General features: G+C 69.2%; 19 protein-coding genes and 1 tRNA gene. 11 read left to right on the plus strand and 9 right to left on the minus strand.

The genetic code is table 11. The annotated features are described in order from the left end of the window. Nucleotides 1-13 precede the first annotated feature (13 nt). Nucleotides 14-1432 (minus strand): hypothetical protein, encoded by a 1419-nt coding sequence (locus EDF28_RS19095; protein ID WP_185094106.1) that lies wholly within the window; start codon nucleotides 1430-1432, stop codon nucleotides 14-16. After that, on the minus strand, nucleotides 1429-4185 hold the full coding sequence (locus EDF28_RS00905; RefSeq protein ID WP_123936872.1) for a hypothetical protein: 2757 nt from the start codon (nucleotides 4183-4185) through the stop codon (nucleotides 1429-1431). Before EDF28_RS00905 ends, EDF28_RS19095 begins: the two co-directional genes overlap by 4 nt. Before the next feature lie 252 nt (nucleotides 4186-4437). Between EDF28_RS00905 and EDF28_RS00910 the strand changes: the two genes are divergently transcribed. Beyond that, the gene (locus EDF28_RS00910; RefSeq protein WP_123936873.1) at nucleotides 4438-5031 is read left to right on the plus strand and encodes a hypothetical protein; all 594 of its coding nucleotides are present in this window, start codon (nucleotides 4438-4440) and stop codon (nucleotides 5029-5031) included. A gap of 111 nt (nucleotides 5032-5142) precedes the next feature. Here EDF28_RS00910 and EDF28_RS00915 read toward each other — a convergent pair whose 3' ends face one another. The 4 genes from EDF28_RS00915 to EDF28_RS00930 all read right to left on the minus strand — a co-directional run bounded on the left by EDF28_RS00915 (nucleotide 5143) and on the right by EDF28_RS00930 (nucleotide 12187). Continuing rightward, nucleotides 5143-5583 (minus strand): hypothetical protein, encoded by a 441-nt coding sequence (locus EDF28_RS00915; protein WP_123936874.1) that lies wholly within the window; start codon nucleotides 5581-5583, stop codon nucleotides 5143-5145. Between the two features lie 395 nt (nucleotides 5584-5978). Next, nucleotides 5979-6419 (minus strand): hypothetical protein, encoded by a 441-nt coding sequence (locus EDF28_RS00920; RefSeq protein ID WP_123936875.1) that lies wholly within the window; start codon nucleotides 6417-6419, stop codon nucleotides 5979-5981. Nucleotides 6420-6447: 28 nt separating this feature from the next. Further along, nucleotides 6448-11799, minus strand: a complete 5352-nt coding sequence (locus EDF28_RS00925; RefSeq protein ID WP_123936876.1) for a DUF6531 domain-containing protein — start codon at nucleotides 11797-11799, stop codon at nucleotides 6448-6450. Nucleotides 11800-11905: 106 nt separating this feature from the next. Continuing rightward, nucleotides 11906-12187: a hypothetical protein gene (locus EDF28_RS00930; protein WP_027466625.1), complete on the minus strand. Its 282-nt coding sequence runs from the start codon at nucleotides 12185-12187 to the stop codon at nucleotides 11906-11908. A 207-nt stretch (nucleotides 12188-12394) separates the two neighbouring features. On the opposite strand from EDF28_RS00930, the gene EDF28_RS00935 reads away from it, so the two are divergent. The 6 genes from EDF28_RS00935 to pstB all read left to right on the plus strand — a co-directional run bounded on the left by EDF28_RS00935 (nucleotide 12395) and on the right by pstB (nucleotide 19862). After that, nucleotides 12395-14560: an RNA degradosome polyphosphate kinase gene (locus tag EDF28_RS00935; protein ID WP_123293277.1), complete on the plus strand. Its 2166-nt coding sequence runs from the start codon at nucleotides 12395-12397 to the stop codon at nucleotides 14558-14560. Beyond that, entirely contained in the window at nucleotides 14557-15504 is a 948-nt protein-coding gene (locus EDF28_RS00940; protein WP_123293276.1) for an NUDIX domain-containing protein, read from the plus strand. Before EDF28_RS00935 ends, EDF28_RS00940 begins: the two co-directional genes overlap by 4 nt. 210 nt (nucleotides 15505-15714) lie before the next feature. Next, entirely contained in the window at nucleotides 15715-16818 is a 1104-nt protein-coding gene (gene pstS, locus EDF28_RS00945; protein WP_123936877.1) for a phosphate ABC transporter substrate-binding protein PstS, read from the plus strand. Nucleotides 16819-16998: 180 nt separating this feature from the next. Then, nucleotides 16999-17949 (plus strand): phosphate ABC transporter permease subunit PstC, encoded by a 951-nt coding sequence (pstC, locus tag EDF28_RS00950; RefSeq protein ID WP_123936878.1) that lies wholly within the window; start codon nucleotides 16999-17001, stop codon nucleotides 17947-17949. Between the two features lie 13 nt (nucleotides 17950-17962). Next, the gene (pstA, locus tag EDF28_RS00955; RefSeq protein WP_123936879.1) at nucleotides 17963-19048 is read left to right on the plus strand and encodes a phosphate ABC transporter permease PstA; all 1086 of its coding nucleotides are present in this window, start codon (nucleotides 17963-17965) and stop codon (nucleotides 19046-19048) included. Between the two features lie 34 nt (nucleotides 19049-19082). Further along, a complete protein-coding gene (gene pstB / locus EDF28_RS00960; protein ID WP_123293274.1) occupies nucleotides 19083-19862 on the plus strand; it encodes a phosphate ABC transporter ATP-binding protein PstB in 780 nt (259 codons plus the stop codon). A 278-nt stretch (nucleotides 19863-20140) separates the two neighbouring features. Here pstB and EDF28_RS00965 read toward each other — a convergent pair whose 3' ends face one another. The 3 genes from EDF28_RS00965 to EDF28_RS00975 form a co-directional block, all read right to left on the minus strand. Next, a complete protein-coding gene (locus EDF28_RS00965) occupies nucleotides 20141-21010 on the minus strand; it encodes an anti-sigma factor domain-containing protein (RefSeq protein ID WP_123936880.1) in 870 nt (289 codons plus the stop codon). Then, the gene (sigK, locus tag EDF28_RS00970; protein ID WP_123340923.1) at nucleotides 21007-21606 is read right to left on the minus strand and encodes an ECF RNA polymerase sigma factor SigK; all 600 of its coding nucleotides are present in this window, start codon (nucleotides 21604-21606) and stop codon (nucleotides 21007-21009) included. The genes EDF28_RS00965 and sigK overlap by 4 nt, the downstream gene beginning before the upstream one ends. Nucleotides 21607-22254: 648 nt before the next feature. Beyond that, on the minus strand, nucleotides 22255-22884 hold the full coding sequence (locus tag EDF28_RS00975) for a DNA-directed RNA polymerase subunit beta (protein ID WP_123936881.1): 630 nt from the start codon (nucleotides 22882-22884) through the stop codon (nucleotides 22255-22257). Nucleotides 22885-23010: 126 nt separating this feature from the next. Here EDF28_RS00975 and EDF28_RS19045 point away from each other — a divergent pair, with 126 nt between their 5' ends. The 4 genes from EDF28_RS19045 to EDF28_RS00990 all read left to right on the plus strand — a co-directional run bounded on the left by EDF28_RS19045 (nucleotide 23011) and on the right by EDF28_RS00990 (nucleotide 24597). Continuing rightward, the gene (locus tag EDF28_RS19045; RefSeq protein ID WP_146249745.1) at nucleotides 23011-23172 is read left to right on the plus strand and encodes a DUF2207 domain-containing protein; all 162 of its coding nucleotides are present in this window, start codon (nucleotides 23011-23013) and stop codon (nucleotides 23170-23172) included. Between the two features lie 53 nt (nucleotides 23173-23225). Then, a tRNA-Lys gene (locus tag EDF28_RS00980) sits at nucleotides 23226-23298 on the plus strand. Nucleotides 23299-23350: 52 nt separating this feature from the next. Continuing rightward, the gene (locus EDF28_RS00985) at nucleotides 23351-24100 is read left to right on the plus strand and encodes an SGNH/GDSL hydrolase family protein (protein ID WP_165901129.1); all 750 of its coding nucleotides are present in this window, start codon (nucleotides 23351-23353) and stop codon (nucleotides 24098-24100) included. Nucleotides 24101-24276: 176 nt separating this feature from the next. Further along, nucleotides 24277-24597 carry a hypothetical protein gene (locus EDF28_RS00990; protein WP_111085292.1) on the plus strand — a complete coding sequence of 107 codons (321 nt, stop codon included), beginning with the start codon at nucleotides 24277-24279 and terminating at the stop codon, nucleotides 24595-24597. Nucleotides 24598-24659 lie beyond the last annotated feature (62 nt).

The raw sequence follows: 24659 nt of genomic DNA on the forward strand, positions 1-24659 counted from the left end.
GTGCGTGGGTGGGTCAGTCCGTGCTGGAGTCGTCGAACCAGACGAGCGACGCGGTCCGGGCAGCGTCGGTTCCGCTCCCGGTGCCGTCGCCGGACGCGGTGCTGGCCGGACGGAGACCGAGCTGCTGTGCCGACGCCGCGAGCACCGTCGCCTGTGCGCCGAGTGCCTGCTGCCGCGTGAAGTCGAGCGCCGGACCGGCGATGCCCGCATCGGCGTCGAGGTCGAGCACGGCGAGGGCGTCGGTGACGTCCGTCGGCTCGACGCTCCGCGCCGTGCCGACGGCGCGGACCAGGGCGATGACGGCGTCGTGGCTACGCGAGTCCGCTGCGCCCGCTACCGCCGAGAACGGCTGGTCACCGGTCAGGTTCTCGGCGTCCTGGTCGCCGGCGAGCACCCGGACACCGCCGAGGAAGGCGGACATCGCGCGGCCCCCGGCGTCGGAGGCGAGCGCGCGGGCGTCGTCGGTGGCGACACCCACGGCCCGGAAGGAACCGCTCAGGCTGCCGCCGGCCTCGACGAGTGCGGCGCCGAACGCCGGGCTCGTCGCATCCGGCGTGAGGACGACCGGCACCGTGACGTTCTCGGCCTGGAGCGCGGCGACGAAGGCACCCTGGCGTTCTGCGGAGCCGCTGACGACGACGGCGTCGGAGTCCGGCGTCGGGGTCTTCGCGTCGGCATCGGCATCGGCATCTGCGTCCGCGTCTTGCTCGTTGCTCGTTGCGCCGGTGCGCTCGGCGACGGTCGTGGCGAGCGCTGCGGTGTCCGCGGTGTCGTCACCGTCCAGGACGTGCGCCACCCGCAGGCCCGCCGGAGCACCGCCGCCCAGGTCGACCAGCAGTGGAGCGTCGGCGTCACCGAGTGCCGTCGTCATCGCCTTGCTGATCGAGTCAGCGGCCGGCGCCGTCGACCAGGAGTCCTTCTCCGCCGGAGCGTAGGGCAGGACGACCGGGATGCCCTTCGCCGCAGCAGCAGTGAGGGCGCCGGACACGTGGCTGCCCGACGAGGCGACGACGATGCCCGCGACCCCGCTCTTCGCGAGGGCCTCGACCGCGGCCGTGCCCCCGGCAGCGGTCCCGCCGTCGTTCTTCGTGACGAGCGCGACGTCGGTGCCACCGAGTGCGAGCCGACGCTCCGCCACCAGCGCGCCCTGCGCCGCTTCGTTCCACTCGGACCCCTCGCCGTCTCCGAGCGTGACGATGATGCCGATCTTCGTCTTCGCCGGGACGTGTGCCACCTTGACCTTCACCGGCACGGTCGCCGACACCGCTTCGGCCGGGGTGCTGCTGCCGAACGCCCGGAACGTCAGGACGGCGGCGACGACCGCGGCCACGAGGAGCACCGCAATGCCGACGAAGAGCAGCGGACGGCGGCTGCTCGGACGCGTTCCGTCAGCGCCCTCGGTCGCAGTGGCTTCGGTCGTCTGGTCACTCATCGGTCGGCCCCGATCCGGAAGGTGTACAGCGTGGTCGACGTCGCGCTGGCGGGGACCTTCAGCTGGAACGCCGGCAGCGTCGTCGCCGCATCGAGCGATGCACGGAACTGCTCCTGCTGGAGCAGGATGCCGGCGACGTCCTCGGCCCGGACGTTCGCGTAGCCCGCTGCGTTCTGCGACGCCAGGGCGAGCTGGTAGTCGGCGGAGTCGGACTTCGCCGCGCTCGTGGCCATGGCGCCGAGGATGCCGGAGCCGTTCACCTTGCGGTCGCCGAGGTCGAGCATCACCCGGTTGAGGTCGCCGGTCAGGAGCGTCGAAGCACCCTGGACGTCACGCGTCGAGGCGCTCGTGCTGGCCGCGATGCGCTCGAGGCTGGACGCCGTCTGCCGGTCGACCGCGGAGGAGAGCTCCGAAGCCTCTTGCTCGAGCGTGCTCTTCTGCTCGTCGATCGTGCCCTTCGAGTCCTTCGTGACCTCGTCAGCGGTGGACCGCAGGCCCGAGATCGACTTGTCGAAGGCGTCGCGGACGGCCTGGTTGCTCTCGGACGCCGTGGTCGAGACCTTCCGGACCTGCGCGTCGATGGCCTTCTTGAAGGTCTCCGACGACTGGTCGGAAGCGTCCTTGAAGGTCTTCTCGACCTCGGCCGCGAGGTCGATCTGCGTCTGGCGGACCGTCCCGAGCTGCGTCGCGATGACCGCCTGCGAACGGTCGGCGTCCGCGACTGCTGCGCGAAGGCGTTCGATCGTGGAACCCACGTCGTCGCTCCCACCACGGACGGCGTCACGGACAGCGCGGATGCTGTCGTCGAGCGCGTCCAGATCGGTCCGCAGGCCGGCGATCGCGCTGCCGATGGTGCCCTCGGTCGTCGCGTCGGCGCTGGTCGAGTCGACGACGTCCTGCCAGCGCGCCGTCTGGTCGTCCAGTCGTTCGTCCATCGGGTCGGTGAACCCGAGACCGGGCTGGAGCACGGTCCCCTCAGGCGCACCGGCGCAGGGCTCGGCCGTCAGGTAGCCGCGGAGGCGATCAGCGTCGGCCTGGTCGAGCTGTCCGAGCGTCGCGAGGGTGCAGAGTTGGTCCGCGACCGCCGAGTTCTGACGCTGCATCGACAGCGGGAACCCTGCGCCGTCGACCAGGTCACGTGCCGCCTCGGCACGGTCGTGCGTTGTCTGCACGGCCGTCGCCAGTGCGTCGAGCCGCGTGCCGATCTGGTCCGCACTCGTCGACAGTGCGCGGAGGGCGTCCCCGGTGCCACCGTCCCCGCCGTTCTCGTATTCGTCGAGTGTGGTCGAGATGGTCGTGAGCTGCTCGTCCAGGTCGGCGGCGCTCGCGATGGCGTCGTCGACCGTCTCCGGCTGCAACCGCGCGGCGAGCGCCTGCCCGGTGCTCACCAGTCCGATCAGCGAACCGTTGATCGCGGTGGACGACTCGTAGAGCGTGCAGGTCAGTGAGTCTCGCGCGTCCGTCGCGGCGCAGGTCGTCGCGTCCGGGGCCTTCGGGCCGACGGCAGCGGACAGCTGCGCACTGACCTGCTGCTTGCACGCCTCGCTCGCGTCGGCGTAGCCCTTGAGCTGGGACGAGACGCGGAGCAGGTTGCCGTAGACGCTGCCGCCCGCGGTCGAGGTCTTCGGCGTCGCCGCGCACCCGTTGCCGTCGAGCACCGTGGCCGGTGCCGTCGCCGAGGTGTCGCCGAGCAGGCTGTCGAGACTCGTCGTGGTCTGCTGGAGCTGCTGCAGCACGGTGGACTGTGTCGCCTTCACGGTCGCGCCGAGGTCGCCGTTCAGGGAACCGAGCTCGCCGGACAGGGACCGCATGGTGCCCGCCAAGGACGAGCTGCTCTCCTTGAGCCGCTCGGCCGTGCTGACGCCGAGGGTCTTCGACGTGGTCTCGAGGTTGGACCGGACCTCGGTGATCGTGCCGCCCGCTCGTGCGAGCACCTCGTTCACCTGCGAGATGAGGTCGATGGTGCGGCGCTGGAGCGCGAGTTCGGAGTCGCTGTCGGACCCGAACGCCGCGTTCACCACGCCGGTCGAGGACAGGTCCGTGGACAGCCCGGGCTGCGCGGCGACGTCGAACGTCGGTGCCGTGAAGTCCTTGACGTCGGCGACGAGGTGCAGCGTGCTGCTCGCGCCGGATGTCGGCGGTGCCAGCAGGCGACCCCACTGGACGACCGCGTCCCCGTCCTCGTTCGTGCTGACGACGCCGTCCGTGGACGAACCGGAGTCAGCGGCATCGGTGACGATGCGGTCGGCCGCGGTGCCGGTGAGGACGGTCGAGGCCGCGACGCTGAACGGTGCACCCACGAGCGCCGGCGTCGAGCGTGAGGTGCCGGCGACGTCGTAGGTCAGGTTCTTCGACGTGACCGTGAGGTTCTCGATCGTCAGGTCGATCGCGATACGACCCGAGTACCCGTCGAGGTCGGCAAGGTCGGTACCGGTCTTCTTCGACGTCGAGTACTGCGTCGTGATGCGGAGCGGGAGGTCACCAGCCGCCTTCGCGGGGTCGTGGTCGGTCGTCGCTGACGAGGAGTCCTTGCCCGCGACGGAGATCGCGGTGTCGGAGATCGACGTGATCGAGCCGTCCGCGGCCAGACGCGTGTCGACCGTCTGCAAGATCCGTGACGGGTCAGCCACCGGCTTGTCGTCGGACGTGCACCCGGCGAGCACCAGAGCGGCGATGCCGGTGACGGCGACCGCCCCCACGAGCCGGCGAGTGGTGCTTCGTGCTCCGGTGTTCCCGGCACGCTGGTTGATCACGGTCTTCCCCCCAAGAGAATCGTCGAGCACATCGATGCTAGTTGCTCGATGGCGTCGGGTCCGCGTCGATCGGCCGCCCTGGCCGCCCCCGTTCGGGCCACACGCCCCGACTGGAATACAACGTATCGCATCCGGCGAGTTGCGCGTTCGCCTTCCACAACCGCGCTGATACTCTGCACGCATGATCCAGGGGGACCAGGGCTTCGGGCCCATCGAACGACGACGTCCGCACGCACGACCGGGGGCAGATCGGTGACACTCAACCTCTCGCCGGTCCTCATCGCGCTGCTCGCGATGATCGCGATCCCGGCCGCCGTCAGCGCGCTCGTCCGCCGCAGCGATCGCAAGCGACCACCGTCCACCGTCGTCGGCGACGAGGCCTACGGCGTGCTCTTCACCGTCCGCGCACGCCGGTGGAACTACCTGCTGCTCCGGATCATCGGGATTGTGTTCATCGTCGTGGGAGGGTTCTTCTTCCTCGCCACGCTTACGCTGCTCGACGACCCTGACGCGATCGGGATGCTCATCACTGCTGTCGCCATGGTGCTGTTCGGGATCCTGTTCGTCTACCTCGGCGTCGGGCAGAAGCGCCGTCGCGTCGAGGCGTACGACTCCCAGCTGGTGGTCACCCCGATGTTCCGCGCAGCACGGACCATCGACCCGACGGCGATCAAGCACATCCGTCCCACCACCAACCGATTCGGCGGCCTGGACATCAAGGTGAACGGGCAGCGCGGCGTCATCAGCGTCATCTCCATCGATGCGGCCTACCCGGAACTGTGCGCATGGCTCGAGCAGCGTGCGCCGGCGCAGTGGAACGATTTCGTCCGGGTCTTCGGGCACTGACGAGCGCCTCAGTCACCCTCAGGCCGGAACGAGCCTCGACCGACCGTGAACCGATGATCCTCCGGAGGTCACCCTGCAACAAGCCTGGCGATCGAAGCCGTCCACTCCGAGCTATTCACGAGCCACGTACGACTCCACGATCACAGGCGTCCGGAACGTGTGCAGCACTCCGCGCCACTTGAATGATGCCGCTCCGATGCGGAACTGGACACTGCCAGCGGCACCCAGTTCATCCGCGATGTCTTCCTTGTTCTGCTCGGTCACTCCTCGCCGCAGGACCAAAGGCCCGCAGTTCTTCGTGTCGACCTCGACCTGATCGAAAAGCGTGCCGATACCCCTCGAGGATGTCGAGCCACCGGATGAAGCCACAGCGGTCCGGACTTCGCAGGTCTCCTCGATCTGGTGGGATTTGTCGTACGCCCTGAAGGCCTGTCCGCCACCAACGATGCCGATCGTGACGAGGGCCGCGAGACCGAGAGCGGAGAAAACGAGAACATTTCCTCTTTTTCGCTTCCTCCGCGAAGCATCCGCGCTCCTCGCTTCGTGTTCCAACTTCTGCCCCTTCTCCGTCTACCCAGCCACACGTCTCGGTGTCGAGTACTTCGGGCCTTCCGCACCTGACAACAAGCCGTTGGTGAACCCTTGCACAGGCCCGTCTCCGCCAGGCCGCACCAATTCGTTCGCGCCGCCCTGCACGCCGCCCACGAAGCCATCAACGCCAGCCGTCACCACCCTGTTCACCAAGGTGACGTTGGGCGCCTCCGCGTGCTGCGGAGTCCACACGTGGCGTCCGTTGGGCTGCGGGAAGCGAGGCTCGATGTGGATGTTCGACAGCGCGAGGTTACTTGCCTTCGTCGACACCCAGCTTCCGCCGAGGCTGGTTCCGAAACCCGTGGCGGACGCCCTCGGCTCGGTCGAGCGCATGGTCGTCAATGGCAGATGCGAGGTCAAGCGGGTTCGAAGCTCTTCACGTAGACGGCTTGGCGGATTGCGTTCAGGAATCCCCGCATGTTGTAGGACCCCTCTCCCACGTCGAATCTGTAACGCCCGCCCTCGTCGACACCTCGGGCGATGTCCTCCTCGTTGTCGCGCGTGACACCCCACTGCAGCACGAGCGTTCCACAGTCAGACGTCTCGAACACGACTTGAGATGTCGACGACCCAACGCCCTTCAACGAACGAGAGGAATCGATGCTGCTGTGCGCCGAGCTGACTGTGCAGATCGGCTCGACCCGATGTCCGGCGTCGTACGCCTTCAAAGTTATCGGTCCGACGAAGAAGCCGAGCAGCGGAACCAAGACAACGAACGCCAGGACGATGGAAGCAAGAATCCGCCTCCTGCGCACGAGCCTTCTCTGCGCTGTGCGTTCGAGCGCCGATCTCGTCAACTGCAACTCCGATGTTCGTTGTTCCGCATCAGCGGCTGTGGAGACCAACCGTAGGCCCGCCGGCACCTGACACGGCGCCGTTGATAGCATCCTTCAAGTAGTCGCCCGGATCCTTCCCGGTGAGGACATCGTTCAAGACAGCGCCGCCCGCTCCGGCTGAGCGATCGATTGTCTCTGACGTGATCGTGTTCCACACCGCCGTCGATCCGCGAACCGCGTGCTCAGGAACGAAGACATGTCGGCCGCTGGGCTCGGGGAGCATCACATGCCGACCGCCCGTCGGGCTGAAGGAGTCCGCCACCCATCCCCCGAGCCGAGACGAGCCAACACTGACTGCCGCGCCGGTAGCGAATCCCGTGGCTCCCGTCTGGATGAACCCGCCGACAGTACGATCCTTGCCGTTGAACGCGTAATCCGTCATGTTGGACGCAGAGCCCGCGGCCCCGGCCGAGAGCGCAGACCGGCCCGTTGAACTCAGCAAGGTTCCGGCCAGGCGCTCCGCTCCTGGCACGGCTACTCGCGCAACGTTGGGCGCAAGGCGACCGAGTCCCAGCGCCGCGCCGCCGCCAGCTGCCCCGCCCACCGCTCCCACCACCGCGTCGACGCCGGCTGCTCGCCAATCCACTTCACCCTTCGTGGCTTTCTGTGTCGCCACAGAGATACCACCGGACATCAGGGCACCGGAAGCCGCCAAGAGTGCGACACCCGCCGGTCCACCCACTCCGGTGCACATGAGCGCGATGCCGCCAGCGATCGCAACCCCCGCGACCACGTACTCCCAGTTGTCGTCCCACCAGCTCCCGACAGCAGCGATCGCGCCCTGGTTCGCATCCCGGTACGCCTGCAGGTCCTTGTCCGTCGCCGGCCGCAGCCCGAGCGGGTCGACGGCCTGCAACGGGTCGTTGCCGGCGTACGAGTAGGGGTTCCCCGACCACGCCGCACCCAGGATCGGCGCGAGCGGATCGACCGACAGGAAGCCTCGCGCCGCAGGGTCGTACACACGTGCCCCGAGCCACTCCAACCCGGCGACGGACACCCCGCCCGAGCCGGTCAGTGCCACCCCCGCGGGCAGCCCGACGTCGGTGACGGCAGCGAGCGCCGCCCAAGGGTCCGCAGCGTCGGTGGCGCGCGCGCTGCGCCACGCGGGCTGCGTGACGACATCGCCGATCGCGGTGATACCCCCCGGCAGGTCGAGCAACGACGTGTCGGCAATGCTGATGAGCGACGGAACGACCGCGGCGGAGTCCCACCACGCCGCGACCCCGGCCACCTCGGCGAGTTCACCCAGGGCATCGACCCAGACGTCGAGCCGACCGGTCTCGGCGTACGAGGCGTCGCGGTCGACGACGGCAGCGAGGTACCCCAGGTCGGACCACGCGTACTCGGTGGTGGATCCGTCAGCGGCGGTCCGTCGGATGCGTCGACCGAGACCGTCGTGGACGTACTCGATCCGGCCGGCTTCGGTGATCGTCGCGACCAGCTGACCGGCTGCGTCGTACTCGTGGCGCGTCTCGACACCGCCGACGGTCTCGGCGACGAGTCGCCCACGGTCGTCGTAGGTCCACGTCGAGTCCCCGGCACGGACGAGCTGGCCGGCAGCGTCGTACTCGTACGACACCACTCCGGACGGTCCGTCGACCGCGGTGATCCGCGCGTCGGCATCGCGCTCGATCCGCGTGCTGGTGGCACCGTCGAGCGTGGTCGAAGTGTGTGCGACGAGGGCGCCACCCTCGTACGACCACGACTGCACCAGTTCGCCGGTGGCCGCCTGGACGATCCGACCCGAGGCGTCGTAGGAGAACGTCCCGGCAGGGGCGCCGTCACGGTCCACCCCGACGACGCGGCCGACGGCGTCGCGACGGTAGGTCGTTCGGGTCCCGTTCGGATCGACGCGAGCGATGCGGTTGCCGTCGGCGTCGTACTCCCACGCGACGGACCGGTCGCCTCGGGCACGGCGGACGAGCAGGCCACGGCGGTCGCGCTGGAGCTCGTGCTCGATCGTCCGACCGGCACCACGGGTGTGGTCCGACACGACGACCGTGCGGTGGACGGCGTCGCGGGAGATCTCCGACTGCACCGCACCGTCGACGAGCACGGCCCGCTGTCGGCCGGCCGCGTCGTACGTCCACTCGGTCGTTCGTCCCTCGGCATCCGTTTGCCGGACTTGACGGCCGGCGGCGTCGTAGGCCGCGGTGGTCGTCCGGCCGAGCGGGTCGGTGACCGCGACCACACGGTCGGCGGCGTCGTACTCGCGTCGAGTGGTCCCGCCGGCAGGGTCGGTGATCGTCACCAGGCGCCCGCGCTCGTCGTACTCGAACGAGGTGCCCCCGTCGAGACCGTTGACGACCTGGATCAGCTGGCCCGCGGGGTCGTAGCGGAACCGACGACGGCCGAAGCGTGCGTCGTGGCTGGAGACGAGCCTCCCGGCCTGGTCGTAGCGGAACCGCGCGGTGCCGGAACCCGGAGTCGTCTGCGTGACCACGCGCCCGACGGCGTCGTACGTGATCTCCTCTACCTCGCCGGTGGGCAGGGTCCGGGCCACGACACGGGAGTCCGCGTCGTAGCTAAGCGTCGTCCGCGCCCCCGCGGCGTCGGTGGCTGCGGCGGGACGCCCGCAGGCGTCGTACTCGTACGTGGAGCGCGCGCCCGAGGGAGCGACCAACGCCACGACACGGCCGGCGAGGTCGCGCTCGAGTCGGGTCAGGCCGCCTTCGCCGTCGACGAGTTCGACGGGTCGGCCGGCAGCGTCGTAGGTGACGAGTTCGGAACCGGTCTCGTCGGAGCTCGACTCGACCGGTCGGCCGTACTCGTCGAACCGGACGGTCGCCGAGTCGAAGGCGTCGCGCAGGGTCGCGACGCCGGTCGCGACGTCGTCCGAGAACTCCTGGCGGACGCCCGTCGGGTCGATGGTCGCCGTCAGCTCGCCGACGACGTCGTACTCACGACGCCAGGTCGCGCCGGCGGGGTCGGTGACGGCCTGGAGGCGCGACAAGGCGTCGTGCGCGAACGTCCAGACCGCGCCGCCCGGCAATGCGAGCTCCGCCAGGTTCCCCTGGTCGTCGAACGTCCGCGAGACACGCCGACCCAGCGGGTCGGTGGTCGTCGCGAGCTCGCCGTTCGGGGCGTAGTCGAACGTCGTGCGTGCTCCGAGCGGGTCCACGACCGCTGCGATGCGTGAGCCGGCACCGTACTCGAAGCGCCAGACGGCTCCGTCGGCGTCACGCCGTTCGACGAGGAGCCCCGCTGCGTCGTAGCGGTAATCGCTCCGTGCGCCGGAGGGGCTGACCGCGGCGACCGGGTGGCCGGCAGCGTCGCGCTCGATCCGAGCGGTGGCCCCGACGGCGTTCGTGGTCGCGACGAGCTCGCCGAACGTGTCGTGGTCGAAGGTCAGGACCACGCCGGTCGGGTCGACGACGTGGGTGAGCGCGCCGTCTCGCCAGCTCAGCTCAGTCCGTCCGCCGACCGGGTCGGTGATCACCGACGGGTCGCGGTCGTCGCCCACGTACTCGTAGGAGACGACGGCGCCGGCCTCGGTGACGACGGTCGTGACGCGGTCCTGCTCGTCGTACCCGTAGGTCAGGTCACCGCCGGACGGCGTGACGGTGCGGGTCTTCCGGCCGCGGTCGTCGTACGCGTGCACGGTGACGGACCCGTCGCGCTCGGTCGCCGACACGAGGTTGCCGTGCCGGTCGTAGCTCATCGACTGGCGGCGGTCATCGGAGTCGATGACCCCGACGAGACGCCCCTTGGCGTCGGCGATGTAGGAGTTCGACCGCGAGCCGTCGTGGTCGGACACCACCGTGACACGACCGGGCAGGTAGGCGAAGCGCACGGTGCGGCCGTGCGGGCTGACCTGCTCGACGACGCGGCGCTGGTCGTCGTAGGTGTTGTCGACCTCGACGACACCGGCCGCGCTGGTGACCGTCATGATCAGGTCGTCGTCGTTCCAGCCGTAGCGCCGGACGCCGACGGCATCGGTCACCGTGACGAGGCGGCCCCGGTCGTCGTACCCGTACTCGACCCGGCGGCCGTCGGATGCGCGGAGCACCGCGACCCGGCCGTCGACGTGGTCGACGTCGATCGAGCGGCCTCGCTCGTGCACCAGGCGGACGACGACGTCGTCGCTGTTCCGTTCGATGCGGACCGCTGTGCCGGCTCCGCCGCGCTGTCCGAGCCACTGCCCCGACGGCGAGAAGTCGATGCGCTCGCCCTGGTTGTCGCGGACGACGAGCCGGTCGCCATCGGCCGCGAGCCAGCGGTTCTCGCCGACGCCTCGGGCCCAGCCCTCACCGTCGCGCGGGAACCGGACCTGGCGGCCGTCGGCACCGACGAAGGATGCGCCCTCGTCGTCGATGAGCAACCGGGTCTCGAGGATCGACGCCCAGCCCGGACCGAAGAGCCCGACGTGCTGGTCGAGGGAGTTGTACATGCGGGTGACCTGCAGCGCTGCAGATGCACCGGTGAACCCGAGGTCGAGCTCCGGTTCGAGGAAGTTGCCCGTCGTGGTGTTGACCGGGTCCATCGAGTAGCCGGTCGTCGGCTGGGCCCCGTAGGCCGACGGCGGATCGAACTGCAGGTCGGTGCGGGACTGCGAGACCCCCGCGGCAGCCAGGGCTGCGGCGAGCGCGGCATCCGAGACCGTGGAGACGGCGCCTTCACCGCCGGCAGCAGCGAACGCGTCGGCGATGGTGTTCGCCCAGGTGACGTCCTGGCCGTTGGCGGTGATCCACTGTTCGAAGGCGTTCACCAGGCTCGTCGCGTCGATGTGCCCCCAGGAGCACTTCGACGCGAAGTCGGTGAGCTTGCCGCGCAGACCGGCCGGCTTGCCGTCGAGGGACTGGTTCAGCGTCGACGACCCGGTGGCGAACGAGCGGAGGTCGGCGGGCTTGGCGGACGACGTCCCACCGCCGCCCCCGCCACCGGAGCCGGGGTTCGGCGTCTGGCGCGGAGTGCTCGGTCCGGTCGCCTGGTCGAAGGTCGGTGCGTCCTCGTGGTGGACGGTGGGCGGCACGGGAGCCCCGGCGACCTTGTCGTGCACCCACTCGAAGAAGTTCCGGTCGCCGTACTCCGCTTCCCAGTCGCGGGCTTCCTTGCGACGAGCGTTCTCCCGCTCGGCAGCGGCCTTCATCTTGTCGACCCACCCCGCGACGGTGCGGAGGTTCGCGGCGATCGTCGAACCGTCGGACGCTGCTGTCGACGCGTTCTGCGCGAAGAGTTCGGAGAAGTGTCCCCGGAACTCCTGTGTCGCGGTGGTGACGTAGGACTGCCGTGAGCCGGCCTGCCCCTCGATCGACTCGGCCGCGCCGTTCAGCGCCGTGCTGAGTGCGTCGGCCGTGCCGTTGTCGAACTTGACCGGATCGTTGCCGTGCAGGTCAGCCATGGTTCATCCCCCGAAGTCGTACTGGTCGTGCTGGTCACGCGGCCCCACCGACCGCGAACGCCCGGACCGCCGCGAGCGCGACGGTCCGGGCGGAACGAGTGGCTGCTTACGCGCCGCCACCCGCGGTGAAGATGTCCTGCGAGATCTTGTCGAGCTGCGTGCGGAGCTGCTCGAGTTCGGTCTTCGCCTTGTCGAGGGCGGCCTTGGTCTCCGGCCAGGTCGACCCACGGAAGGTCGCCGCGAGCGGGCCGTCCCAGACGTTGGAGTCGGACAGGATCCGGCCCTGGGCGTCGAGCTGTGAGATCTGGTCGGTGAACCCACCGTTGATGATCGACTGGACCTGACGGATGGCGGTCTTGGCCTGCTCGGTCGAAAGGACACGCGACATGATGAACCTCTTTCATTCGTAGCTGCACCCCCGCGCAGTGGAATCCCCCCGGAGGCTCTGACGGGACCCACCATACCCACAATCCGGCGCAGATGTCACCGTTCGTATATCGTGATCGTTCCTCCACAAACAGTCCGTTCACCGCGGGTTTCCACAGCGTCCACCGGAGCCCCTCCGGCCGTGGCGCCCGGGTGGCAGGATGTTGACATGGACACCGAACCGCAGCTCGACGGCGAATCCGTCGCACCCGACCTCGACGACTTCGACGAGGTCGTCGAGATCGAGCACGAGTCGCTGCCGTCGGACCGCTACTTCGACCGCGAGCTGAGCTGGCTCCGCTTCAACCAGCGCGTGCTCGAGCTGGGCGAGGACCGCACGCAGCCCCTGCTCGAGCGGGCGAACTTCCTGGCGATCTTCGCGTCCAACCTCGACGAGTTCTTCATGGTCCGGGTCGCGGGCCTGAAGCGCCGCATCGACACCGGCATCGCCGTGCCGACGAACGTCGGCCGCGCCCCGAGCGACGTCCTGCGCGACATCGCGAAGAAGGCGCACGAGCTGCAGGACCGGCACGCCCAGGCGTTCATCGGGTCGCTCAAGCCCGACCTCGACGCCGCCGGCATCCACGTCGAGCACTGGTCCGACCTGGACGAGGCCGACCGGCTCCGGATGCGCGAGTACTTCAACGAGCAGATCTTCCCGGTGCTCATGCCCCTGGCGGTCGACCCGGCGCACCCGTTCCCCTACATCTCCGGGCTCTCGCTCAACCTGGCCGTCCGGGTCCGCAACCCGAAGTCGCAGCGCCAGGAGTTCGCGCGCCTCAAGGTGCCGCAGAACTTCTCCCGCTTCATCAAGCTGCCGGACGACAACTCCGGCCGGATGCGCTTCATCCCCCTCGAAGACCTCATCGCGAACCACCTCGACGACCTGTTCCCGGGGATGGAGGTGCTCGAGCACCACGTGTTCCGGGTCACCCGCAACGAGGACGTCGAGATCGAGGAGGACGAGGCCGAGAACCTCATCCAGGCCCTCGAGCGCGAGCTGCTGCGTCGCCGGTTCGGTCCGCCGATCCGTCTCGAGATCACCGAGGACATGGACCCGGTGACCCTCGACCTGCTCGTGCGCGAACTCGACATCACCGAGCAGGAGGTCTTCCGACTGCCGTCGCCGCTCGACCTCGGTGGCCTGTTCGAGCTCTCGAAGATCAACCGCCCGGACCTGCACTACCCGAAGCACGTGCCGACGACCCCGGTGCAGTTCCAGCCCGGTGAGCCGAACACGAAGCCCGACCTGTTCCGTGCGATCAAGGCGAACGACGTCCTCGTGCACCACCCGTACGAGTCCTTCGCGACGAGCGTGCAGGCGTTCCTCGAGCAGGCCGCGGCCGACCCGCACGTGCTCGCGATCAAGCAGACGCTGTACCGCACCTCGGGTGACAGCCCCATCGTCGAGGCCCTGATCGACGCGGCCGCCGCGGGCAAGCAGGTCCTGGCGCTCGTCGAGATCAAGGCGCGCTTCGACGAGCAGAACAACATCACGTGGGCCCGCAAGCTCGAGAAGGCCGGCGTGCACGTCGTCTACGGCCTGGTCGGGCTGAAGACGCACTCGAAGCTCGTGCTCGTCATCCGGCAAGAGGGCGGCACGCTCAAGCACTACAGCCACATCGGCACGGGCAACTACAACCCGAAGACCTCGCGCATCTACGAGGACATGGGCCTGTTCACCGCCGACGACACCGTGGGCAAGGACCTGACGCGCCTGTTCAACGAGCTGTCCGGCTACGCGATCGAGAAGAAGTTCAAGCGGCTGCTGGTCGCGCCGTTGCACCTGCGCAAGGGGCTGCTCAAGCGGATCCAGACCGAGTCCGACAACGCGCGTGCCGGCAAGCCGTCCGGCATCCGGATCAAGGTCAACTCGATGGTCGACGAGCAGATCATCGACGCCCTGTACCTGGCCAGCCAGGCCGGCGTGCCGGTGGACGTCTGGGTGCGCGGCATCTGCTCCCTCAAGCCGGGGATGGAGGGCGTGAGCGACACCATCCGGGTGCGGAGCATCGTCGGGCGGTACCTCGAGCACTCCCGTGCGTTCGCGTTCCACAACGACGGCGACCCGGCGGTGTTCATCGGCAGCGCCGACATGATGCACCGCAACCTCGACCGCCGCGTCGAGGCCCTCGTCCGGCTGACGGCTCCGGACCACATCGACGAGGTGCTCGCGATGTTCGACCTGGCGATGGCCGACACCGCGAGCTCGTGGCACCTCGAGTCCGACGGTGAGTGGACGCGGCACTCGACCGACGATGACGGTCGCCCGCTCGAAGACGTGCAGAATGTGACGATGCGGAAGATCTCGGCTCGGAAGCGCTCCACTCGGTGAGCGGCGGTCCCTCGGGCCCCGTCCTCGCCGCCGGCGCAGTCGTCTGGCGCGAACAGGACGGCACGCCCCTCGTGCTGCTCATCCACCGCGACCACCACAAGGACGTCTCCCTACCCAAGGGCAAGGTCGACCCGGGCGAGGCCGTCCCGACGACCGCCGTGCGCGAGATCGACGAGGAGACCGGGTACCGCGTGCACCTCGGCGCCCCGCTCGGCACTGCGGAGTACGTGCTGCCGAACGGCCGCGACAAGGTCGTGCACTACTGGGCCGCCCGCGTCTCGTCGAAGGAGTACGCCCGCGCGGGTGACTTCACCCCGAACCACGAGGTCGCCGCTCTCGAGTGGGTCACGATCGACGACGCCCGCAACCGTCTGACGTACGAGCGCGACGTGGCGATCCTCGACCGGTTCGCCGAGCGCGCCGCCGCGGGCCACCACCGCACGTTCGCCCTGATCGCGCTGCGACACGCGAAGACCGTGCCCGGCTCCGACTGGAACGGCCCGGACGCCACCCGTCCACTCCTGCCCGTCGGTCGTTCCCAGGCCAAGGCCGCCGCGTCGCCCGTCGCCGCGTTCGGCCCGAAGAAGATCGTGAGCAGCACGGCGGCCCGGTGCCTCGCCACCGTCGAACCGCTGTCCGCCACCACGAAGCTCGGCGTCTCGAGCACCCCCGACATCAGCCAGGACGCCCACGACCGCGGCGCCGCCGACGTCAAGGGCATCGTCCGCCGCCGGCTCGACAAGGGCAAGACCGCGGTGCTGTGCTCGCACGGGCCGGTGCTGCCGGACATCATCGCCCGGATCGCCACCGCGACCGCCGACGACTCCGGCCGGTTCGACCTCCGCCGCGCCGCGATGCTCTCGGTCGGCGACTTCTCGGTGATGCACATCGCCGGCGAGACCCTCGTCGCCGTCGAGACGCACCGCAACACGATCCCGGCGTAGCGACCGCACGCCCTGCACCCGGCCACGGACCGGGCGTCCGCCGCGCCCGGAACGCGATCCGCGCCTCCCGGTCGGCACAACCCCTCGTTCACCTTCCGTTTACCAACGCGCGTGATCCCCGTCACCTCGCGTCCCTACAGTCGCTCCCGGGTCGGCACCGGCCCAGGGACCGCAGTGGTCCCACTGCACCCCATCCCCGAAGGGACCCCTGTGAACATCAAGCGAATCGGTTCGATCGCAGCAATCGCGATCGCCGGCGCAGTCGTGCTCTCCTCGTGCGCGGCGAACGAGGACGCGGGCAGCACCGAGTCCTCCTCGAGCAACACCGGCTCCTCGAGCCTCACCGGCACCCTGACCGGCTCCGGCTCGTCCGCCCAGCAGACCGCGCAGGCCACCTGGGCCGCCGGTTTCCAGGACGTCGCCAAGGGCGTCACGGTGAACTACTCGCCCGACGGCTCGGGCGCCGGCCGCAAGAACTTCATCTCGGGCGCCGCGGACTTCGCCGGCTCCGACGCAGCACTGAACGACGAGGAGCTCTCGGGCTCCTTCGACCTGTGCAAGGCCGACACCAAGGCCATCGACATCCCGGTCTACATCTCCCCGATCGCGATCGCCTACAAGGTCGACGGCGTCAGCGACCTGACCCTCGACGCGAAGACCATCGCGGGCATCTTCTCGGGCAAGATCACCAAGTGGAACGACTCGCAGATCGCCGACCTGAACGACGGCGTCGACCTGCCGGACGCGAACATCACGGTCGTGCACCGCTCCGACGACTCGGGCACCACGCAGAACTTCTCGGAGTACGTCTCCGCGAACGCCGGCGACGTCTGGACCGAAGAGCCGAGCCAGACCTTCCCGTACTCGGTCGGTGACAGCGCGAAGGGCACCTCCGGTGTCGCCTCCGCCATGGGCAGCGCCTCCAACGCGATCACCTACATCGACGACTCCGGCGCGGGTGACCTCGACAAGGCGAAGCTGATGGTCGGCGACAAGGCCACCGAGATCTCGGCCGACGGCGCCGCGCAGGTCGTCGCCGACTCGAAGGTCGCCACCGGCCGCGAGGACAACGACCTCGCGATCGACATCGACCGCAAGGACACCGCTGACGGCGCCTGGCCGCTCGTCCTCGTCTCCTACGCCATCGCGTGCCAGGAGTACAAGGACTCGGACAAGGCCGACCTGGTCAAGGGCTTCCTGAACTACGTCGTCACCGGCGACGCCCAGGACGCCGCGGCGAAGGAGGCCAAGTCGGCCGCCCTGTCTTCCGACCTGGCCGAGAAGGCCGCTGCCGCGGTCGACTCGATCAAGTAAGACCCCCAAGCGCCCGGACGCCGGTCCCACCCACCTGACCGGCGTCCGGGCCCTTGCTCGTCGCGACGCGAGCAGCCCGGCTCCACCGCCAGCGCCCGTCCGACCAGCACCCCGTTCCACGCTCCACGCTCCACCACCCGAACCCGTCGCCTCCCCCGGCGTTCCTCCGACAGGAGTCCCATGACGACCGCACCGGCCCAGCCAGGGGCCACCGTCACCCCGACCAAGCCGAAGGCCGTCGTCCGCGTCGGTGACCGGGTGTTCTCCGCCGCTTCGGTGATCGCCGGCGGCCTCATCCTCTTCGTGCTCGTGCTCGTCGCGGCGTTCCTCGTCTGGCAGAGCATCCCGGCGTTCGCCGCCAAGGTCGGCGACCTGCCGAACAACGCCACGAACTTCTGGGACTACGTCGGTCCCCTGGTGTTCGGCACCGTCTGGTCCGCGCTCATCGCGCTCGTGATCTCGGTCCCGCTCGCCCTCGGGATCGCCCTGTTCATCTCGCACTACGCACCGCGACGCCTCGCGCCGGTGCTCGGCTACGTCATCGACCTGCTCGCCGCGGTCCCGTCGGTCGTCTACGGCCTCTGGGGCATCGTGGTGCTGGCGCCGTTCGTGAAGCCGTTCTACGGCTTCCTGAACGAGTACCTCGGCTGGTTCCCGCTCTTCTCCGGCCAGGTGTCCGGCACCGGCCGCACCATCCTGACCGCATCGATCGTCCTCGCCGTGATGGCGATCCCGATCATGACGGCCGTCATGCGCGAGATCTTCCTGCAGGCGCCCACGCTCAACGAGGAGGCCGCCCTGGCCCTCGGTGCGACGCGCTGGGAGATGATCCGCCTGTCCGTGCTGCCGTTCGCGAAGTCCGGCATCGTCTCCGCGATCATGCTCGGGCTCGGACGTGCCCTGGGCGAGACGATGGCGATCGCCCTGGTGCTGTCGGTCTCGACGAACGTCACCTTCCAGATGCTGACCTCGCAGAACCCCTCGACGATCGCCGCGAACATCGCGCTGCAGTTCGCCGAGGCATCGGGGACCGCCCTGAACGCCCTGATCGCGACGGGCCTGATCCTGTTCGTCATCACCCTGGTCATCAACATGCTCGCGCGGTACATCGTCCGCACGCGGGTCAGCTGAGAGGTCGCACCCGATGTCCCTCGCGCTCCGTCAGACCGGCACCGCCGGCAACGTCTACGCCAACGGCAAGCTGCACCGCTCGGTGCCGTGGCTGCTGCTGGTCGGCAGCTGGGTCGCCCTGGTGGCCGTGTTCGCCCTGCTCAACGCCGGCGGCTCGGTCAAGGACTTCAACGTCGTCGCCGCCCTGTTCCTCGGCACCGTCCTGTTCGACGTCCTGATCGTGGTCGTCTCGCGCATCGTCGAGGGCGGTCGTCAGGCCGTCAACCGACTGGTCACGTCGCTCGTCATCACCGCCTTCGTCATCGCGGTCCTGCCGCTGGTGTCGCTGCTCTGGACCGTGATCGCCGACGGCCTGGCCCGCTTCGACGCGAACTTCTTCTCGTACTCGATGCGCGGCGTGATCTCCGAGGGCGGCGGCGCGATCCACGCGTTGGTCGGCACGCTCGAGATCACCCTGTTCGCGGCGCTCATCTCGGTGCCGATCGGGCTGCTCACCTCGATCTACCTGGTCGAGTACGGCCGCGGCGCACTGGCGAAGGGCATCACGTTCTTCGTCGACGTCATGACGGGCATCCCCTCGATCGTCGCCGGGCTGTTCGCCTACTCGCTGTTCGCGCTGTTCCTCGGCCCTGGTGCCCGCTTCGGCCTGGTCGGCTCGGTCGCCCTGTCGGTGCTGATGATCCCGATCGTCGTGCGCTCCACCGAAGAGGTGCTGAAGATCGTGCCGATGGAGCTCCGCGAAGCGTCCTACGCCCTCGGGGTGCCGAAGTACCTCACGATCCTCAAGGTCGTCCTCCCCACGTCGCTCGCCGGCATCACCACCGGCGTCATGCTCTCCATCGCCCGCGTCATCGGCGAGACGGCTCCGCTGCTCGTCACCGCCGGGTTCACCGCGAGCATGAACTACGACCTGTTCAAGGACCCGATGATGACCCTGCCGGTGTACGCGTACACGCAGTACTCGCAGCAGGGCGCCAACCCGCAGCCGTTCGTCGACCGTGCCTGGACCGCCGCGCTGGTGCTCATCCTCATCGTGATGGCGCTCAACCTGCTCGCCCGGTTCGTCACCCGACTCTTCGCCCCCAAGCTCTCGCGCTAGCGAACCCACTTCCCCACCCACCAGAAGGATCAACGTGTCCAAGCGCATCGAGGTCGACGGCCTCAACGTCTACTACTCGAAGTTCAAGGCGGTCGAGGGTGTCGACATCACCATCGAGCCCCGCACCGTCACCGCCTTCATCGGCCCGTCCGGCTGCGGCAAGTCCACCTTCCTCCGCACCCTGAACCGCATGCACGAGGTCATCCCCGGCGCATGGGTCGAGGGCTCGGTCAAGATCGACGGCGACGACCTGTACGGCCCCGGGGTCGACCCGGTGCTCGTGCGTCGCCAGGTCGGCATGGTCTTCCAGCGTCCGAACCCGTTCCCGACGATGTCCATCAAGGACAACGTGCTCGCGGGCGTGAAGCTCAACAACAAGCGCGTCTCGAAGTCCGAGGCCGACGACATCGTCGAGCGCTCCCTGCAGGGTGCGAACCTGTGGAACGAGGTCAAGGACCGCCTCGACAAGCCCGGCATGGGCCTGTCCGGTGGGCAGCAGCAGCGTCTCTGCATCGCCCGCGCCATCGCGGTGCAGCCCGACGTGCTGCTGATGGACGAGCCCTGCTCGGCGCTCGACCCGATCTCCACCCTGGCCATCGAGGACCTGATCGGCGAGCTCAAGAAGGAGTTCACGATCGTCATCGTCACGCACAACATGCAGCAGGCGTCGCGCGTCAGCGACAAGACGGCGTTCTTCAACATCGCCGGCACCGGTGCGCCGGGCAAGCTCATCGAGTTCGACGACACCGCCACGATGTTCTCGAACCCGTCCGTCCAGGCCACCGAGGACTACGTCTCGGGTCGCTTCGGTTGATCGCCGTCCGTCCGTCGGCCTGACGGACGACCGGGAGGCCCGATGCACGTCCGCCACGGACGCGCACCGGGCCTTCGTGGTTGCGCTGGGTGCGGGGGCCGTGCGGGGTGCGTGCGTGCGCATGTTCCGACGATCCACGCGTCGATCGTCTCGTGGTTCGTCGCTCGATGCGCACGCAGACGGTGCGTGCGCATATTCCGACGATGCACGCGTCGATCGCCTCGTGGAACGACGAAAGGTGCCCACGCATCGATCGCGTGAGCACCTTCCGGGGAGGGTCAGGCCGAGGTGGTCGGGACCGCCATGATCGGCGTCGTGGTCGGCTGCTCCGAACCACCGGCCGGCTCGACCGTCATGCCGATCGTCGCACCGTCGGACATCGAGCCCTTGAGCACGGCCGAGTGCACGCCGTCCGCGACACCGTCGACCAGGCCGGCCGACTTGATCGTGCCGCCCTCGTTCTGGGAGCCGATGTACCAGAGCTCGTACGTCTTGCCCTTCGGCGCCTGGGCGACACCGTCGAGGATCACCGCGGACTTGCCGAGGTCGCTCGACCACACGACCGTGGCCGTGCCGCCGCCCTCGACCTTGGTGGTGCTGCGCTGGAAGTCCGACGCGGCGTAGATGCGGTCGAGACCACTCGAGGCCTGCGTGGTGCCGGTCCCCGGTCCGGAGCCGTTCGGGTCGAAGACCGATCCGAACCCGAGTCCCCCGAAGAAGACCGCGGCGACGGCAGCGGCGGCCGTCAGCATCACTGCCGGACGCTGGAACCAGCGGCGGCGAGCCTCGGAGGTCGCCCGGCCACCGGTGGTGGAGCCGTCAGCGATCGAGGCGACGTGCCTGGCGGGCTCGGGACGGGCCTCCTGGACGGAGGTCGTGTCGACGGCAGGAGCCGTCTCGGTGAGTGGTGCAGCCTGCGGGGTCGTCGCGATCTGGGCCAGCAGCGACGCGCGGAGCGATGTCGGCGGCTCGATCGGGGCGGCGGCGAAGGCCAGCTGCAGCGCGGTCTCGCGCAGCGAGTCGGCCTCGGCCTGGAGTTCGGGCGACGTCGTGAGGACGTCCTCGAGGAGCATGCGCTCATCGTCGGACAGCGCGTCGAGTGCGTAGGAACCCGTCAGCAGGGCGGGGTCGTCGTGTCGTTCGGTCATGAGGTCACCCCCATCTCGTCTCGGAGTCGGATCATCCCGTCACGGAGACGGGTCTTGACGGTGCCGATGGGGACACCGAGTTGTTCGGCCATCTCGCTGTGCGAGAAGCCTCCGTAGTACGCGAGCTGCACGGCCTGCCGCTGGAACTCGGTCAGCTTGGCCAGGGCCCTGCCGACACGTTCGTGTTCGATGCGGATCTCGACCGACTCGGAGACCTGGTCGAACCCGGACTCGAGGTCGCGGATACCGATCTTCGTGTCCCGGTCGTGCGAGGCCTGCGACGCCCGGACCCGGTCCACCGCTCGGCGGTGCGCCATGGTCAGGACCCAGCTGGAGGCCGTCCCGCGCTTCCGGTCGAACCGGGTGGCCTGTTGCCAGACTTCGAGGAAGACCTCTTGCGTGACCTCTTCGGACTGGGCGCGGTCCCGGAGGAGCCGCGTCACGAGTCCGAGGACCCGGCCGGAGAGGGCGTCGTAGAGGTCCGCGAAGGCGGCTTGGTCACCGGAGGCAACCCGCGCCAAGAGGTCGTCCGGCGATGCCTGGGCTGGCTCTGACGAGCTCCAGCGTTCGGTGTCGCTATCCACGAGGGCAAGCATTGCAGGTTTCCCTCCTCTCGGGTGCTTCGGCGACCGGTTGTGGCCGTTCTGTCAGGGGTGCTGCGTGATGCGGTGGTGCTGGTGGTGCTGTGCTGCGGTGGTGCTGTGCTGCGGTCGCGCCCCGGGTAGGACGAAGCCGCCGCGTCGTGCGGTCGAGACGAGAGGCCAGCGTGACCCACAGGGAATTGACCGGCGGATACCGGTCCGGGTCACGCCGGGCCTCTCGCGTTCGTGACGGTCATCAAGTCCGTCACGCTGATGATTCGGCGCGGTGCCCGTGGTGGATTGGATCGGATGCCGAGAAGTTGTCGGGACGCCGCGTCCGGGCAGTCTGCCGGGCACGCCCGGGTCCGGATCTGTCCACCGAGAGTGAACAGGGCAGCGGACTCAGCCGACGCGTCGTAGAGTTGGTCTCGCCGGGCCGCAGCAAGCCCCGGGCTCCAAAATTCGCCGCTTCGAGCGGCCTCGCGCCGAGAGGCGCTTCTGCGGCCCGGTCTTTCTCTGCCCTGCGGCGTTCCGTCTCGTCTTGCTTCGTCCCGTCTCGCTTCGTGAGCAGAAATGGTCGCTTGCATCGATGCGACCCGACATCTTCTGCTCACCATGCGCAGCCAGCCGGGAGGCCCGGTGCGGGTCCGGCGCGTTCGCTCGCTAGTCCAGGCTCTCGCGACGCCAGAGCGCCGCCGCCTCGGTCAGGTCGGCCGCCAGCTCCGTGAGACGGAGCGCCCGCCGCGTCAGCTCGCTCGCGCGGCCGGTCGAGGTCAGGTCGGACTCGTCCGCCACCGCAGTCGCACCGGCCGCGGTCAGCCGGCAGAACGCCGCCCCACGGTCGAGCGCCACGGCGAAGTCGCCCGTGTACAGCCCGTGCAGGATGCGGTCCGCCAGGGTGAGGATCTCGGCAGGACCGGTCGGCTGCTCCGCCCCCGCGACGGCCTGGTCGATCGTGCCGATGCGCTCGGTGCCGCGCTGGAAGAAGTACGCGATCTCCTCCGGGTTCTGCCGGATCACCGTGCGGACGAGGTACACCCGCCACAGGGCACCCGGCAGGGTGTGCGCACCCACCCGCGCCCAGAGTTCGGCGATCGCGTCGATGCCGTGCACGTCGGTATAGGTCACGAGCCGCTCCACCACAGCGGGGTCCGGGTCCTGACGCACCCGGTGCAGCAGCGCGTTCGCGGTCTCGTGCGCGACACGGTTCACGACGGCGGGGTCCTCGCCGCCCTGGATCGCGGCGAACTCGGCATCGGTGAAGTGGACAGGACGGTGGTGATCGCGAGGCACCGCGTCAGTGTAGGCACGGCCGGTGACACGCCCGCCCTCCGTTCGCCCAGAACGCAACGGCAGCGCCGCGGGTACGGTGTCTCGTCGGGAGGCGCTCCTCCCGAACGTGAAGGAGAGGACTCCCCCATGAACCCGTTGCTCATCATCCTGGCCGTCATCGCGGTCATCCTGCTGTTCGTCGGTGGCTTCACCGCGAGCCTCAAGTTCCTGCTGTGGGTCGGCATCGTGCTGCTCATCGTGGCCGTCGTCCTGTGGCTGCTGCGGACGCTCACCGGGCGTCGCGGCTGACCATCGACACCAGGTTCTTCCCAGAGGCCCTCACCCGCTAGCCTTGCGGGTGAGGGCCTCTAGCTCAGTTGGTAGAGCACCGGACTTTTAATCCGAGGGTCGTGGGTTCGAGCCCCACGGGGCCCACACACCCCTCCCTTCGGCGGCCGTCCGGACTGCGTTGTCTAAGATGTGGCGGATGGCACGACGACTCCTCCCCGGCATCGCGCTCGGAGCTATGGCTCTCGGCGTGAGCGGGCTGCTCGTCATCCTCCCGACCGTGTCGAGTGCCTGCCAGCCCGTCACGACGTCGTCGAGCGTCTCGTCCGCCGAGGTCTCCGACGCGATCGCCCCCGGCTCGCACGTGTTGATCGTCGGCGACTCGTACACCTCCGGCCGCGGCTCGACCAGCGGCATCGACGGGTGGGCGCAGGACCTCGCGGCCGACCGGGACTGGAAGGCCACGATCGACGGCTACCCGGGGACGGGCTACGTCGACACCGGCCGCACCGGGTCCTCGCACTACACGTTCGGCCCCCGCCTCGAACGGCACGCCGCGACCGTCGATCCCGAACTCGTCATCGTGCAGGGCAGCCAGAACGACTGGCTCGTCGACGCGTCGGTCCTGCAGGCCCGCGTCGAGAAGACCCTCCGCGACGCCGAGCAGACCTGGCCGGACGCCGTCATCGTCGCGCTCGGACCGTCGGCGCCGCTGCCGTGGGCGAAGTCGACCGTCGGGGTCGCCGCCTCGGTCTCCGCGGGGGCGGCAGCAGCGGGCGTGCCGTACATCGACGCGCTCGCCGGGCAGTGGTTCACCGCGGCGAACAGCCCGGGCTACGCGGCGATCGACGGCGGACACCTCAACGACGCCGGCTACCAGTACCTGGCGGACCGGGTCTCGGACTCCCTCGACGCGCTCGCTGCCTCCGACGACGAACGCTGCGCCTGATCTCGGGTTCGGGTTCGGGTTCGGGGTACAAGTCGTCCCCAGCTGGCTCATGGCAGATCCCCTGCACACATCAGCCCGCGCACAGCCGAGTGTTGGGTTGCCGCCGATAGTGTCGTTCCCGGATCCGATCATCGGATCCTGCAGCACCGCACCACCACGAACGAACGGGGTACACCGTGATCGAGCCCATCGAAGCCACGCAGACCAGCAGCACCGGGGACGCGCGCCGCATCGTCGAGCTCGCCGCAGCGACCAACACGACGATGAGCAACGAGCTCCTGCTCGACACGCTCCGTCGCAACGCGCAGGTCACGACCCGGCACATCCGCAAGGACTTCATCGAGGTCGCGACGGCCACCGCGGTGCTCGGCTACGTGTGCCGACAGCGCAAGGACTTCATCGCCCTGCGCGGGGACGACCCGGCCTGGGCGCACGAGGTCGGGCGCTACGCCAGCGAATCACTCGCGGTCGAGGCACTCCGCATGCGCCGCGGCTGACCAGCAGCTCCCCGCGACGAACGCAGCAGGCCCCGCCGGACATCCGGCGGGGCCTTCTCAGT

The organism is Curtobacterium sp. PhB137, from assembly GCF_003814955.1.
In the GTDB taxonomy this organism is placed as follows: domain Bacteria; phylum Actinomycetota; class Actinomycetes; order Actinomycetales; family Microbacteriaceae; genus Curtobacterium.